The organism is Arthrobacter sp. MOO21 (genome assembly GCF_057369995.2).
The window spans coordinates 1,489,818-1,504,800 of sequence record NZ_CM170671.2 but is presented as its reverse complement, the minus strand read 5'-3'; the positions used below and the strand labels follow the sequence as shown (position 1 = coordinate 1,504,800).

14 protein-coding genes are annotated in these 14,983 nt (G+C 65.3%); 12 read left to right on the top strand and 2 right to left on the bottom strand.

Annotation, left to right across the window (positions count from 1 at the left end; translation table 11 throughout):
* The first annotated feature begins 23 nt into the window (after positions 1-23).
* Positions 24-968, top strand: a complete 945-nt coding sequence (locus AC2JAJ_RS06975) for a carbohydrate kinase family protein (protein ID WP_486416379.1) — start codon at positions 24-26, stop codon at positions 966-968.
* A gap of 10 nt (positions 969-978) precedes the next feature.
* On the opposite strand, the gene AC2JAJ_RS06970 is transcribed toward AC2JAJ_RS06975, so the two are convergent.
* Positions 979-1,848, bottom strand: coding sequence for a ThuA domain-containing protein (locus tag AC2JAJ_RS06970; RefSeq protein ID WP_486416380.1), 870 nt, complete (start codon positions 1,846-1,848; stop codon positions 979-981).
* A gap of 114 nt (positions 1,849-1,962) precedes the next feature.
* Between AC2JAJ_RS06970 and AC2JAJ_RS06965 the strand changes: the two genes are divergently transcribed.
* Together AC2JAJ_RS06965 and AC2JAJ_RS06960 are read left to right on the top strand one after the other, a co-directional pair.
* Positions 1,963-3,255, top strand: a complete 1,293-nt coding sequence (locus AC2JAJ_RS06965; protein ID WP_486416381.1) for a C-glycoside deglycosidase beta subunit domain-containing protein — start codon at positions 1,963-1,965, stop codon at positions 3,253-3,255.
* Positions 3,256-3,285: 30 nt separating this feature from the next.
* Positions 3,286-4,764 (top strand): C-glycoside deglycosidase beta subunit domain-containing protein, encoded by a 1,479-nt coding sequence (locus AC2JAJ_RS06960; RefSeq protein ID WP_486416382.1) that lies wholly within the window; start codon positions 3,286-3,288, stop codon positions 4,762-4,764.
* A gap of 53 nt (positions 4,765-4,817) precedes the next feature.
* On the opposite strand, the gene AC2JAJ_RS06955 is transcribed toward AC2JAJ_RS06960, so the two are convergent.
* Positions 4,818-5,762, bottom strand: a complete 945-nt coding sequence (locus tag AC2JAJ_RS06955) for a LysR family transcriptional regulator (protein ID WP_486416383.1) — start codon at positions 5,760-5,762, stop codon at positions 4,818-4,820.
* Positions 5,763-6,013: 251 nt separating this feature from the next.
* On the opposite strand from AC2JAJ_RS06955, the gene AC2JAJ_RS06950 reads away from it, so the two are divergent.
* From AC2JAJ_RS06950 to AC2JAJ_RS06910, 9 genes are all read left to right on the top strand, one after another.
* A complete protein-coding gene (locus AC2JAJ_RS06950; protein ID WP_486416384.1) occupies positions 6,014-7,303 on the top strand; it encodes an ABC transporter substrate-binding protein in 1,290 nt (429 codons plus the stop codon).
* Positions 7,304-7,358: 55 nt separating this feature from the next.
* Entirely contained in the window at positions 7,359-8,318 is a 960-nt protein-coding gene (locus AC2JAJ_RS06945; RefSeq protein ID WP_486416385.1) for a carbohydrate ABC transporter permease, read from the top strand.
* Between the two features lie 3 nt (positions 8,319-8,321).
* Positions 8,322-9,158, top strand: coding sequence for a carbohydrate ABC transporter permease (locus AC2JAJ_RS06940; RefSeq protein ID WP_486416386.1), 837 nt, complete (start codon positions 8,322-8,324; stop codon positions 9,156-9,158).
* A 121-nt stretch (positions 9,159-9,279) separates the two neighbouring features.
* Entirely contained in the window at positions 9,280-10,056 is a 777-nt protein-coding gene (locus AC2JAJ_RS06935; RefSeq protein ID WP_486416387.1) for a TIM barrel protein, read from the top strand.
* Positions 10,053-11,615, top strand: coding sequence for a c-glycoside 3-oxidase CarA (gene carA / locus AC2JAJ_RS06930; RefSeq protein WP_486416388.1), 1,563 nt, complete (start codon positions 10,053-10,055; stop codon positions 11,613-11,615). The genes AC2JAJ_RS06935 and carA overlap by 4 nt, the downstream gene beginning before the upstream one ends.
* Before the next feature lie 37 nt (positions 11,616-11,652).
* Positions 11,653-12,048 carry a C-glycoside deglycosidase beta subunit domain-containing protein gene (locus AC2JAJ_RS06925; RefSeq protein ID WP_486416389.1) on the top strand — a complete coding sequence of 132 codons (396 nt, stop codon included), beginning with the start codon at positions 11,653-11,655 and terminating at the stop codon, positions 12,046-12,048.
* Positions 12,045-13,148 (top strand): sugar phosphate isomerase/epimerase family protein, encoded by a 1,104-nt coding sequence (locus tag AC2JAJ_RS06920; RefSeq protein WP_486416390.1) that lies wholly within the window; start codon positions 12,045-12,047, stop codon positions 13,146-13,148. The genes AC2JAJ_RS06925 and AC2JAJ_RS06920 overlap by 4 nt, the downstream gene beginning before the upstream one ends.
* Before the next feature lie 19 nt (positions 13,149-13,167).
* Positions 13,168-14,193, top strand: coding sequence for a sugar phosphate isomerase/epimerase family protein (locus AC2JAJ_RS06915; RefSeq protein WP_486416391.1), 1,026 nt, complete (start codon positions 13,168-13,170; stop codon positions 14,191-14,193).
* 10 nt (positions 14,194-14,203) lie between these two features.
* A complete protein-coding gene (locus AC2JAJ_RS06910) occupies positions 14,204-14,974 on the top strand; it encodes a nuclear transport factor 2 family protein (protein WP_486416392.1) in 771 nt (256 codons plus the stop codon).
* Positions 14,975-14,983 lie beyond the last annotated feature (9 nt).

Here is a 14,983-nt window from a genome sequence, read left to right as displayed (position 1 = left end):
CCTGTTTCTGGCAGAGTATGACCATGCTCACAGTAATTGGCGAAGGCCTTGTCGACGTTGTCCAGCGCGCCTCCGGGATCGAGGCCCATGTGGGCGGCAGCCCGCTCAACGTCGCGGTGGGCCTGGCCCGGCTTGACCACCCCGTGCAGTTCATCGGCCGCTACGGTCGCGACGCCTACGGGGACGCCGTTGCCGCGCACCTGCGGTCCAGTTCCGTGATGCTGCCGGTTCCGCCGGATGAACTGCCCACGAGCGTGGCCACCGCACTGATTGACGACGACGGCGCCGCCACCTACACCTTCGACCTCGCCTGGGAACTTCCCGGCCTCACGGACCGGATCGGCTTCATGCTGCAGGGCACCACCCTGCTGCACACCGGCTCCATCGCCACGATGCTGGCGCCTGGCGCCACCGAGGTGCTGGCCGCCGTCGAATACGCCCACCCGTCCGCCACCGTCAGCTTCGACCCCAACTGCCGGCCCAGCATCATCACGGACGTGGATTATGCGCGGCGGCAAGCCGAGAAGTTCGTGGCGCTCTCCGACGTGGTCAAGGCCTCCGACGAGGACCTCGCCTGGCTCTACCCCGGGCAGGACGTGCTGGATTCGGCACGCAAATGGCTGGCCATGGGCGGTGAGGAAGGGCCGGCGCTGGTGGTGGTCACCCGCGGCGCGGACGGCCCGTGGGGCGCCTGCCGGGCCGGTGAAGCCTCCGTACCCGCGCCCACAGTGGAGGTGGCCGACACGGTAGGCGCGGGCGACTCGTTCATGGCGGCGCTGCTGTCCGGCCTGGTGGACCGCGAACTGGACGGGGCGCAGAACCGGCAGGACCTCCGGGAAATCCCCGTCGAGGCCCTGGCCGAGCTCCTGGAGCACGCTGCCCGCGCGGCGGCGGTCACGGTGTCCAGGCCTGGCGCCAACCCGCCCACGCGCGCCGAGCTGCACGGGGTGGTGGCCGAAGAGGGCTAGGGGACTCCCCTCACCCCTCGTGGTTGTAGTACGGCCACGGCAGGAACCGGCGCTCGCCGCGGCGGTCCGGTCCTTCGAGCGTCACCTTGCCCATGGCGGCCCACTCCACACCGCGGGGGAACATCCGGATGAACTCGATCCGCCGGAACGTGTCGATGTCGTGCCCGATGGTGATCGTGAAGCTGCGGCCTTCCCCGTAGTTGTTGATCCACGCGAGGGGCTGCTGCGTGTTGATGCCGGGAAGCCTGCCCAAGTCCCCGTCCGGGATGTCCACTGGGTAATGCGGCATGGGCCAAACCGGTGCGCTCTTGTACGACTCGACGTCGTCGAACACTGAGAGGAGCACCTCCGCGCCGTCGTACATTTGCACTCCGGTCAGGATGTCATCACCGGTCACGGTCCAAGTATCGCTAATGCCCTCGGTGATCGGGTGCCGCGGCTCCGCGGTCTGCAGCAGGGCCTCACCCCACGGCCGCGGCCGAAGCCCGGTGGGCACGCTGAGCTTGGCGCCCCGCATGACGTTGTACTCCTCGGGGTAGCCCCAGTCGTCCTCCTGGACGGCTGAACCGTGAAACCATACGATGCCCTTCCCGTCCTCGCGGACGAACTTCAGCAGGGCGGCGTCGGTCTCCGCACCGAAACCCACTGCCTTCTCGTGGTAGCCGTTCCGGCCCTCGAACACCACCAGGACCACGTCGTACTTGTCGATGACGTTTGCGCCCAGCCCCCGAGGGTCCTCCACCACACGGACGTGGAACCGGCCGGTGTCCTCAAGGATGCTGGTGAGCCACTGGTTGTGGGCCCGGAAACTGCGGAATTCGTTGTCGTGTTCCCGTGTCATGTGCCCGGACAGGATGAGTGCCTTCAACTTCTCGGCCACTGCTGCCTCGTTTCTCTTTATCAGCGGAAGTTTAGACGGAAGTCTACATACTTTAGTTGGAAATAGACATAATGATTGCTACGATCGCTTTGCCCCTACAGAGAGGAAGCAACGATGCTTCTCGAGAGAGACCTCATCCAATCCACCGGCTTCCGCAATGTCACCGAGAGCGGGCGCGTCACCGGCTTCCAGTTCCGTGTCCGGATGCCCTCATACCGCGGCATGGCTGCGTCCCTGATCGACGGGGTGGCCGTCCGTGTGGACGGGCTGGTCGACGTCGGACCCGACATCCCGTTGTGGACTCTCGGCGGGCGCACCTACACCCTGCAGCAGCTCCGGGAGAGCGACGGCGTCCGTTGGCCGCTGGAGGAAGCTGCGCTGATCACCGTTCCGCTCGACGGGGGCCTGCCGCAGGGAGTCCACGAACTCACCATCGAGCTGCGGCTGCGGATGTCCTATATCCCGGAGGAGCACCAGCCCACGATCCACCGCGTCAGCCGCAAGGTCACGCTGGCTCCCGAAGGCGCCGAGGGAACATTTCGCTACGGCGTCTCCCTCTACAGCTACATGGGTGACTACGGCACCGTCCTGGACCTGGAAACCGCGTTGGCCCACGTGGCAGACATCGGTGCCACCGGCGTCGAAATCCTGGGCGAGGGGCACATCCCCAGCTATCCGGAACCATCCGCCGCCTGGATCGACAACTGGTTCAGCCTGCTCGAGAAATACTCCCTGGAGCCCACCAACTACGGATCCTGGATCGACACCCGGCTGCACCCGGGACGGAGGATGACCGTTGCGGAGGGCGCCGAGGCGCTGCAGCGCGACCTGCGCCTTGCCCACCGGCTTGGCTTCGGCTTTGTGCGCCCCAAGATCGGCGTGGTGTCCAGCGACCTGGTCCCGGACCCCATCTGGACCGAGTCCGTGGAACGCTCCCTCGGCCTGGCGCACGACCTGGGAATCATCATCTGCCCCGAAATCCACTCACCCACGCCCATCAAGCACCCCGTCGTGGACGACTACATCAGCCTGATCGAACGGACCGGAACCAAGAACTTTGGGCTGCTCATCGATACCGGGATCTTCCAGGACCGGCCCATCCCGCTGCGGGAAGGGGAAACCCGCGAGACCCGCCCCGCCTTCCTGGACGGTATCGGCGTCGACCCCGCCGACTTTGCGGACATTGCCCAGTATGTGGTGTTCATCCAGGCCAAGTTCCACGACATCGACGAGCAGCTGGAGGACCAGCAGATCCCCTGGCTTCCGGTGTTGAAGGCGCTCAAGGACTCCGGCTACACCGGCTATCTCTCCAGCGAGTACGAAGGCGATCGCACCCCCTGGCGGGCCATTGAGCAGGTGCGGCGCCAGCACGCCCTGATCCGGCGCATCACGTCCAAACTCGCCTGACCCATCCCCCTCCCAGTAGAGAGAATCACCATGCCCAACGGACTTCTTGACGAATCCAGCCTCCGGACCCACCCGGACGGACTCGCCCTGGCCCTGACGCTGCCGTGGTACCGGAGCCTGTGGCTTTCCTCGGTTTCCAGCGTGCGGCTCACCCTCGACGGCCAGGAGATTGGCAGCGGGCAGCTTTCCTTTGAGCTGGCCGGTACCCGGTACGCGCTGGAAGACCTGCCGGCGCAGAGCGAAACCTTGTGGTACCTCCAGGAGCATCCGCTGCTCATCGTCCGCCGTGACCAGCCCGCTGCCCTCGGTGAGCGCCACACTGTCCAGCTCATTGGTGAACTGCGCCTGCCGTACATGCAGATTGCACCCGGCCAGGACGGCGGTCCGGGCATGTACGTCCCCAACTTCGTCAACCAGACACTGGAGCTCACGGTCACGGACCAGCCGGTGCCCGCGCCGGCATTGACTGCTGCCGTCACGCCTCCGCCGCCCAAAGCTGACGCAGACCCGTTCTCCCTGGGCCTGACCTTGTATTCGGCAAGCGCCGAGTTCCGCGCCGGCTGGTATGACTTCGACGGCCTGCTGAACCGCGTGGCGGAACTGGGCATCGGTCCAGGCATCGAGATCGTGGCCTCCCAGGTGCTTCCCGACTATCCGAACGTGACGGAGGAGTTCACCCGGTCCTGGCAGGAGGCCTTCGATAAGCACGGCTTCACCGCCAGCTCCTTCGGCGCCAACCTGGACATGGGCCGGCGCCGCGACCGCGACATGACTCCGGATGAGGAATATGAGTTCACCGAGACCCTCTTCCATGGCGCCAAGAAACTCGGCTTCCCGCTGGTCCGCATCCAAAGCGCCAAGCCGGACCTGCTGCGCCGCCTCCTGCCGCTGGCGGAGAAGCTGGAGCTCAAACTGGCCTACGAGATCCACGCGCCCCTCGGGCCCAATTCCCCGGAAATCCTGAAGGTCCGTGACGTCTACGCGGAGCTCGATTCGCCGCTGCTGGGGTTCGTGGCGGACTTCTCTTCCACCATGCACAGCATGTCTCCGACGCTTCTGCGCGCCGTCCGCCGGGCCGGGCTGGACGACGAAGCTGTCCGGACATTGCAGGTCATCTGGGGAACCGACGCGCCCATGCGGGCCCGGCAGGAGGAGTTCATCAGGTACCTGCGGGCCCGTGACTTCGATCCGGCACGCCTTGGTTCCTTCGCGCATCTGGCCTTCAACATGCAAGGCCATGTCAGTCCGACGGAGTGGGCGGACATCATGCCCCAGATCCTGCACGTCCACGCCAAGTTCTACGACATCGACCAGCACGGCAATGAGCCGGCAATCGACTATCCGGAGCTGGTGCGAGTGTTCGTCGAGGGTGGTTACCGCGGCTATTGGTCCAGTGAGTGGGAGGGCCACGCTTTTGCGGAACTGGGTGAGGTGGATCCACTGCTGCTGGTCCGCAAGCAGCATGACCTTATCCGGAAGAGCATGCGTTCGGTGCCGGCTTCCGCCTGATCCCCTGGACGGAAAAGGAGCCCGGCCGGGCACTGCCTGGCCGGGTCGGTTGCTTACTGCGCGTCTTTGGCTGTTGACGCTGCAACAATGCCGGCTGCCTCCTTGAAGAGGGCCCTCATCCACTCGTGCTCGGAGTCCCGGTCGTGGCTGGGGTGCCACCACAGGGCATTGACCAAGGGCGTCGCGTCGAAGGGCAGCGGCAGGACCCTTATGCCGTCCAACTGCAGGGCAATGGGCGCGAGGGCGGCCTGGATAAGCCCTATCCGCTGCGTGCCCAGCACGAAGTGGGGAAGGGACAGGAAGCTTTCAACGGCAACTTCGACGCGCGGTTCAATGCCGAGTTGCTGGATTTGGCGCTGCGCCGACGTGAAAGCGGACCGCGACTGGAAAGTCATCACCCACGGAAGTTCGGCAACGTTTTCCATGGTGATGCGTTCGCCCACTGCCTCATTGAACGAGGAAACAACGGCCATCCAGCCGTCCCGCCACAAGTCCTGGTAGGGGAGGCCGCTCAGGAAGCCGTGCGGTATCACCATCCCGTCCACTGCGCGCAGGCGGTTTGTGGCGTCCTCCACTACCAGCGGGTTGTGCAGCATGAACCGGAAACGGACCCCAGGCGCGCGCTGGGCGGCCAGCCCGGAGACCACCCGTCCAATGGTGCTGAACCCGTAGTCGGAGCCGTAGATGGCGAATTCGCGTTCTGATTCCCCCGGCTCCCACGACGCCTGGCTCTCGAAAACGCGGCGCGCAGCCTCCAGGGCAGCCGTGGTGTGTTCGGCCAGCCGGAGCGCGAAAGGCGTCAGCTCATAGGCATTGCCGCGGCGGGCCAGGATGGGGTCGCCGAAATGGGTGCGGAGCCGTGCCAGCGACGCGCTCAGGGCCGGCTGGCTTAAATGGAGGCGCTCCGCCGCCCTGGTGACACTGCGTTCGGTAATCAGCGCATCCAGCGAGATCAGCAGGTTCAGGTCAAGCCGCGCGAGCGGGGCGTAGTTGGTCACTGATGGGTCTTTCGGTCGTGAAGCACGTCACCACAGTTTATTAGCGGAATCAATGCAGCTACCGGTCCCTATTACCGCTACTAATGCTGCCGCCGTCTCTCGACCCCGCACGGTTACGCAGACCCCCGTCAAACTTATGTCTGTCATAGCAAAGACTTATGTGCTTTTCCTGCACATCTCCTTCATACTGATGAGTGACCGGGATCACCGCTCCCGGATGTTCTTCGACAACGAAGTCTGAAAGGCTGAACATGACACAGCACCGACGCTCCCTGGGCCTGAAGGTTGCCGGCGCCCTCGCCGTCCCCACCCTGGCTGCCCTGGCCCTCACCGGCTGCTCCTCTCCTGCTGAAAGCGCCAGCTCGTCGGGCAGCAAGGAGTTTTCGCTCTCCTTCGCCACCTCCAACACGATCGAAAGCCCGTTTCAGAAGCTGGGCGAGGACTACATGAAGGCGCACCCGGACGTAAAGATTACGTTCAACCCGCAGCCTAACGACTCCTATGACCAGACCCTCCGGACGCAGCTCCAGGCGGGCAACGCCTCCGACGTCGTGGTCACCTCCCCTGGTGCAGGCCAGGGGCGCAGCATCCTGCCGCTCGCTGAAGCCGGTTTCCTGGAGCCGTTGGACGACGCAGCCAAGAAGCTGCTCCCGGCCGGAAGCGACAGCACCTTCGGAAAAGATGGCAAGGTCTACGGCCAGGCAACCGAAATTACGGTGGCTGCCCTTGTCACCAATGAGGCCGCGGTCAAGGCCGCCGGTGAGTTCCCCGCGGACTTCGCAGCTTTGGAAGACCAGTGCAAGTCTTTGGACGCATCCGGCAAGTCGCTCTTTGCCATCGCCGGCGCGGCCCCGCCCAACACTGGCCTGATGGCCATGTCCCTGGCAGCCACGCGCGTTTACGCGGAAGACCCCAAATGGAATGAAAAGCGCGCCGCCAAGGAAGTGACCTTCGCCGGATCCGATGGCTGGAAGTCCGCCCTGGAAGCGGTCAACACCCTCAAGGACGCCGGCTGCTTCCAGAAGGGCGCTGCCGGTGCCGGTTTCGACGCCATTACCAAGGGCCTTGCCGGTGGCACATCAGTGGCAGGCTTCATCCCGGCTCCCAGCTGGAAGCAGCTGCAGTCCGCCGCGGCTGGCACCGACTTCGCCGTGCGCGCACTTCCGGCGGAAAAGGGCTCGGGCAAGGACTACGTGTACGCCAGCGCCAACTACGCCTTCTCCATCAACGCAGCCTCCAAGAACAAGGACGCCGCCAAGGCATTCCTGGACTGGGCAGCCCAGCCGGAGCAGACCAAGGCCTTCGCCGAAATCGATGGCGCCCTCCCCGTCAGCGGGCTGGACAAGTACGACTTCGCCAGCGGCGCCTACAAGAACGTTGGCGACCTGATCAAGAACGGCAAGTACAGCCCCCTGCCGAACATTGAGTGGCCCAACTCCGCCGTCTACGACGCGCTGGCCACCGGCGTGCAGGGCATCATCACCGGCCAGAAGACCCCTGACCAGGTGCTGCAGGCCATGGACGCGGCCTGGGGACAGTAAGCGTTCTTCACCACCTACGTTCCGACATGACTCAAAGGGACAAGCAAGGAATACCATGACTGCGACGATGCAACCCAAGAGCGAAGCAGCTGAAGCACCCCGGCGAGGCAGGCGCACCCCGGGGGCGGGAAACGGCACCCGCTCCCGGGGCCGCGGCCTGGAATTCGGACACTGGTGGTGGGCTCTGCCGGGCATCGCCCTGGTATTTGCCATCCACTACGTGGCCACCGGCATTGGCGGCTTCTTCGCCTTCACCAACTGGACGGGCATCGGCGCGTTCAAGGTCACGGGCTGGGCCAACTTCGAAGCCATCTTCAAGGACCCCACCAAGCTCGGGGCCCTCTCCAATACCCTTTTCCTCGCCTTCGGCTCGGTCCTGCTGGGCAACATTGCAGGGCTGATCATCGCCTTGGGGCTGAACCGCTTGATCAAGACGCGCTACATCCTCCGGACCCTCTTTTTCATGCCCGTGGTGCTCAGCCCGCTGGCTACGGCCTACATCTGGAAATACATCTTCGACTTCGACGGTCCGCTCAACGCCTTCCTCATTGCGATCGGCGCAGGCGACCAGGCCAAGCCGTGGCTGGCCGACCCGCAGTGGGCCATCTGGACTGTCCTGGTGGTGCTGGTCTGGTCCTCCACCGGCTTTGCCATGGTCATCTTCATGGCCGGCCTTGCCGGCGTCCCCGTTGAAGTGGAAGAAGCGGCGGCCATCGACGGCGCCAACCTGTGGCAGCGGTTCCGCAACGTGACGCTCCCGGCAATCCGCCCCGCCGTCGCGATCGCCACCACGCTGGGAATCGTCCAGGGGCTGCGCGTTTTCGACCCCATCATGGCGCTCACCGGCGGCGGACCAGCCGGGGCTACGGAAACACTGGCCACCCAGGTTTACAAGCAGGCATTCGCGCTCGGGAACTTCGGCGGCGGTGCCGCCCTGGCACTGGTGCTGGCCGCCATCATCCTGATCTTCGCCGTGATCCAGCAGCGGCTGACGCGCTCCAACCCTGAGGACTAAGCAATGTTCCGCTACACGAAGCTCACCCTCCTGCGCGAAATCGGCCTCTGGGCGCTCGCCTTGCTGTTCCTCGCGCCCTTCTACTTCCTTGTCACCACTGCACTGAAGCCGGCCAGCGAACTGTTCACCACTTCGGCCCTGGCCCCGCCTGTCCACCCCGACTTCAGCAATTTCGTCGCAGTCCTGTCCGCCAAGGGAAACTCCAACGTAGTGATGGGCCTGGTCAACAGCGTCATCATCACCGCCGGCAGCATCCTGGGGCTCGTGGCCCTCGGGTCCATCACGGGCTACGTCATCTCCCGCAGTACCCGACGCTGGAGCAAGGCCGCCTACTACCTCTTCCTGGTCGCCATCATCCTTCCGGGCCAGCTTGGGGCCGTTCCGCTGTATATGGGGGCGCGGGCCCTTGGCCTCACGGGCTCGGCCTGGGGCCTGATCATCCTCTACACGGGCATGCTGCTGCCACTGTCCATCTTCCTGTACTCCAACTTCTTCCGCGGACTCGGTACGGACTTTGAGGAAGCGGCAACGATCGACGGCGCCACCAGGTCGCAGATCTTCTCCAAGGTGGTGTTCCCCATGATGGCCCCTGCCACCGGAACGGTCACCATCTTCGCCGGCCTGATCGTGTGGAATGACTTCTTCACGTCACTGATCTTCCTGGGCGGTTCGGCCAACCAGACCCTGCCGGTGGCCATGTACTACTACATCGGCTCGCTGGTGTCGCAGTGGAATTCGATCTTCGCCATCGTGATCGTGTCCATGATTCCCATCCTGGCGCTGTTCCTGTTCGCGCAGAAGCGCTTCATCCAGGGCTTCTCAGGCGGCCTGAAGGGCTAAGAACCACCTGTCATCCTGCGCCCCCGGGTGCTTGCCCTGGCCAAACACGCCCAAAAAACGGAAGCCCGGGGCAATGCAGCCGAACATCCTTCAACACATCATCCAACTTCAGGAGTCACCTATGTACCAGCTCGCTCCCAACATCGACCTTCTCTTCTCCGAGGCGGGCACCGACGCCGCAGACCGCGTCCGCGCCGCCGCAGCCGCCGGCTTCGACGCCGTGGAAATGTGGGGACCCACCGGCAAGGACATTCCGGCCCTCAAGGACGCCCTCCAGGAAACCGGTGTCCAGCTGACCGCCCAACTGGCGGAGCCGCGGATGCAGTTCATGATCCCGCCCAAGGACCACGCCCCTTTCTTTGCCGGACTGGATGCCGGCGTGGAGGTGGCACAGCAGCTCTGCTGCCCCCGCATCGTGGTGGGCAGCGGCACGGGCTTTGGCGGCCGGAAACGCCAGGACCAGCTGGATGAGCTGATCGAGATCTTCACCAAAGGCACGGCCCACATCGAAGGGTCCGGCATCACCCTGGTCCTCGAACCGGTCAACATCAGGGTGGACCACCCGGGCGCCCTCCTGGACCGGACCGCGGAGGCCGTTTATGTCGCCAAGGGCGTCAACTCACCCAACTTCGGAGTCCTCTACGACCTCTACCACTCCACTGTGGAGGGAGAAGACGTGGCCGCCGAACTCGCCAACGCCGGGGACCTGGTCAAATACGTCCAGATCGCCGACGCCCCCGGCCGCGGCGAGCCGGGCTCCGGCTCCATCGACTGGTCCGCCCGGCTCTCCGACCTGCGGAACAGCGGCTACACCGGCCCCATCGGCCTTGAGTACTACCCCACGATCGAGTCGGCAAAGTCGGTGCGCCGCATCCAGGAACTGGTGGCGGGCCGGTGAGCAGCAACCGGTACCCCGCCGCTGTCGATGTTGCCATCGTCGGCAGTGGGCCCACAGCCTCGGCCTACGCCCGGATCCTGAGCGAGGAAGCGCCTGGCGCCACCATCGCCATGTTCGAGGTGGGCCCCACCGTCAGCAACCCGCCCGGCGCACACGTCAAGAACATCGAGGACCCCGAGCGCCGCACTCTTGCCCAGCGCGCATCGGAAGGGCCCGGTGCAGGGGCTGAAACTGTCAATTCTCCCGGCGCCGTCAAGAGCGGGGAACGTCGCGCCCGGCCCGGAACGTACCTGCTGCAGGACGGCTACGCCTTCCCCGGCGAGGACGGGATGCCTGTCGCTGCCATGTCCAGCAACGTGGGCGGAATGGCCGCCCACTGGACGGCGGCCTGCCCCCGGCCCGGAGGGAACGAAAGAATCCCGTTCCTGCCGGACCTGGACGGGCTCCTTGACGACGCCGGCCGCCTCCTGGGCGTCACCACGCACGCCTTCGACGGCGCCCCCTTTTCGGATCTGGTCCGCGAACGCCTCGCCGCGGCGGTGGACAACGGCCGGAAGCCGGCCTTCCGCGTCCAGCCGATGCCCCTTGCTGTCCACCGTCGGGAGGACGGCGGCCTCGTCTGGTCAGGGTCCGACGTCGTGATGGGGGACGTGACCCGCGAAAACCCCCAGTTTGAGCTCTTTGACGAGTCGCTCGTCACCCGCATCCTGGTGGAGGACGGCGCCGCCGCCGGCGTCGAGGTCCGGGACCGCCGCAGCGGTGAGACCCGCCGGGTGGCCGCCCGGTACGTCGTGGTGGGCGGGGACGCCCTCCGCACACCGCAGCTGTTGTGGGCTTCCGGGATCCGTCCAGGTGCCCTGGGCCGCTACCTCAATGACCAGGCGCAGGTGGTGTTTGCGAGCCGGCTCCGTGGCGTAACGGCGCCGGAGGGGACGGCCGCCGCGGATGGTGCCCTCCGCGAGCAAAGCGGGGTGGCCTGGGTTCCCTACACCGACGAGGCGCCCTTCCATGGCCAGATCATGCAGCTGGACGCCTCGCCCATCCCGCTGGCCGAGGACGATCCCATTGTCCCGGGATCGATCGTGGGGTTGGGCCTGTTCTGCGCCAAGGACCTGCAGCGGGAGGACCGGGTGGCGTTCGACGACGGCGCCTTGGACAGCTACGGGATGCCCGCCATGCGTATCCACTACCGCCTCACAGGGCGTGACCATGAGGTGCTCGAGCGGGCCAAACGGGAGATTGTCCGCCTGGGCAAGGCTGTGGGCGAACCGCTCGATGAGCACCCCTTCGTCCTCCCTCCCGGCGCGTCCCTGCACTACCAGGGCACCACGCGCATGGGGGAGTACGACGACGGCGAGAGCGTCTGCTCGCCGGACAGCGAGGTGTGGCAGGTACCCGGCCTCTTCGTGGCCGGCAATGGCGTCATCCCCACCGCCACCGCGTGCAACCCCACCCTGACATCCTTAGCGCTCGCCGTTCGCGGCGCCCGAAAAGTCGCAGAAAACCTCAATAACGCTTTACTTATGTCTGATTCAGGCAATAGAGTGAGTAAATCATGAAGAAGGGGCAACGCATGCCGCAGACAAGGAGGTCTCGATGATTGCCGACCGCATTATCGAGCAAGGAACACTCACCACGCAGGATGGCAGGACGGCCGTCGAAGTCCGCATTCCCTGGTACCGGGCCCTGCCGGGCTCCTGCATCGCCGGGGCCGCACTGACCGTTGACGGCGTCGCCGCGCCCGGTGATTCGCTCCGCTGGACCATGAACAACCGCACGTTCAGCTTTGAGGAGCTCGTGAACGAGACCGGCGAGTGGTGGTTCCCGCTCGATTCGGCAGTGCTGTCCGGCGACGTTCCCGTCCGCGATGACCAGGCGGAGCACGAGGTCCGGGTGGACCTGAAGCTCTACATCCCGTACATCATCACCGACCACGGCGTGCTGCACATCGAAGAGCACGACACCAAGACCATGAAGGCGGCACAGCGATGACCAGCCTCGGCACGCCCATCCAGGGCGTCACCCTCTACAGCTTTACGCGGGCCTTCCACGGCCGGCAGTACGACCTCGACGGCCTGATCCGCAAGGTGGCGGCTGAGGGCTTCGGCCCGGGCCTTGAAGTCATCGGCTTCTCCAGCCTCCGCGGCTTCCCGGACCGCATCGACGACGCGTTCGTGGGCCGGTTCCGCGACCTGGTGGCCGAGGTGGACCTGGTCCCCACGTCCCTGGCAGTGAACGTGGACACCGGCATCCGCCGTGACCGGCTCATGAACCATGACGAGCTGGTCGAATACATGCGCAAGCAGATCGAGGTGGCCTCACGGCTCGGTTTCCCGATCGCCCGCGTCCAGATCTCGCTGACCCCGGACGCCATGGAGAGCCTGCTGCCCGTCGCCGAACAGTACGGCGTCACCCTGGCTTTGGAAGTGCACGCGGACCAGCACGGCGCCCACGAACGCGTGCTGGCCCTGCGCGACCGGTACGAAAAACTGGACTCGCCGCTGCTGGGCTTCACCGCGGACTGGGGCGCCACCGTCACCGGATTCGCACCCTCCCTCCTGGAGGCGTACAGGCGCCGCGGTGCCTCCGAGGACCTGCTCCGGCAGGTCGTTGACCTCTGGAACGGCTTCTATGCCGAAGGCCCGCCCAACACCCAGAAGGTGCACGGCGAACGCTTCGGTGCCTTCATCGCCCTGGCTGCCCGGAACGGCAGGCCGGACCTGGGCATCGACTTCGGCATCAACGGAACGGGGCTTTTCGGTCCTGCGCCGCTGGACACCTGGCTGGAAATCATGCCCTGGGTCCGCCACGTCCACGGCAAGTTCTTCGGCATCGACGAAAACGGTGAAGAGCCCTCGGTTCCGGTCCGCGGCCTGGTCCGGCAGCTGGTGGAGAACGGGTACTCCGGTGCCATCTCCAGCGAATACGAGGGCTGGCACTGGAACAACTGGCAGGACCCGTTCGAGATCATCCGCGGCGAACAGGCCATCCAGCGCTCGGCAGCAGCCGACGCGGGTTCCGCCATGATCACCGACGCCGCCAAAGCCCGCCGCATCCTCAACAGCCACCTCGCACAGCCCGTCCGCGGCTAACAGAAACGGAAAATACGACATGTCAGAAGGAATCGCCGGCTCGGGAATCGAGCTTGGCATCACCCTTTACTCCCTCACCTCCGAATTTGCCGCCGGGCTCTACACGCCGGAGACGCTGATCAAGGCGGTAGCCGACGAAGGCCTCGGCCCCGGGGTCGAATTCAACATCGCGCAGATGCTGCGCACCTACCCCGATGTCGACAACGACTTCGTGAAACTGTGGCGCGACAGCATGGACCGCTACGGGCTCACCCCCAGCGCCGTGGGCACCAACCTGGACATGGGCCGCCGCAAGGACCGCGACATGACCCCGGACGAGGAATACGACTTCTTCGCACGCCAGCTGAAGACGGCGAACACCCTCGGCTTCCACAAGATCGTCATCCGCTCCGCCGGGAAGGAGCTGCTGCGCCGGCTGCTTCCGCTGGCAGAGAAGTACGACCAGAAGCTCGGCTACGAGATCCACGCCCCGCAGGGTCCGAACGATCCCAAGATCCTCCAGATCCGTGAGATGTACGCCGAACTCGGCAGCGAGCGGCTGGGCTTCACGGCCGACTTCAGCTCCACCATGCACAGCCTCTCACCCACCCTGTTCCGCACGCTGACCCAGATGGGCCTGCCGGAGGAACACTTCGCCGTCATGCAGGATATCTGGCGCAAACCCCTGCCCATGCAGGAGCGCAACCAGGAGTTCGAGGACTACCTGCGGGAGAACAACTTCGACCCCGCCCGGCTGGGTCCGTTCACCCGCCTGGCGTTCAACATGCACGGCCTGGTCCCGCCGGAGGAATGGCTGGACATCATGCCGCAGATGTTCCATGTGCATGCAAAGTTCTACGACATTGACGGGAACGGCAACGAGCCTGCCATGGACATTCCCCGCATTGTGCGGCAGTTCGTCAAGGGCGGCTACCAGGGCTTCCTGTCCAGTGAGTGGGAAGGCCACGCCTTCGCCGACCTCGGCGAGTCCGATCCCATCGACCTGGTCAAGAAACAGCATGCCCTGATGCGTCAGGCCATCGAAGACGCCGTCGTTCCGGCCTAGGGGAGGTGCAATGTCTGCCATCGATACCGACCTCGCCGCCGAGGTGGAGCGCCTGCGCGATGAACTCGCCGAGGCCCTGAAACTGGCCCGCCGGGTCAACGACCGCGGTGAGATTGAAAACCTGTTCAACCGCTACATGTACCTGCACAATGCCTTCGAGGATGAGCAGATCATCCCGCTGTGGGTGAAGCCCGGCACGCCCGGCATCCGCGCCAGGTACACCAATGCCGGCCAGTACACGGAGTACGACAGCGTCATCCGCTACCACCAGGGCCGCCCGCGGCCGGAAGGCAAGCTGATCCTGCACTACACCACCACCCCGGTCATCGAAGTGGCTGCCGACGGCGAAACCGCCAAGGGTGTCTGGATCATGACCGGCAACGAGTCCGGCCTGACGGACCCCGAGGTGGCCAAGGACAGCCCGGACTACATGTATTCACCCGGCGAGGTCCAGGGCAAGAAGGTTTGGGCCCACTGGGTCTGGTGCAAATACGCCGTGGACTTCCTGCGCCAGGACGGCGAATGGAAGATCTGGAAGTTCCGCTGCTACGAGCTGCTGCGGGCCCCGTTCGAGGAAAACTGGATCAGCTTCGCTGAGAAGAACCAGCATGCCTTCGCCCTGGACCTGATGTACTTCGGCGACGACGGCAAGCCGGTGTTCATGCCGCCCGCCGATGAAGCCGTGCCCAGGGAATACCACCCGTACAGCCCCTCCGCCCGGCAGACGCTCGATCCACTGCCGCCTGTACCCCACGACACCTTCGTCGATACGTTCAAGTAAGGAAAGCCC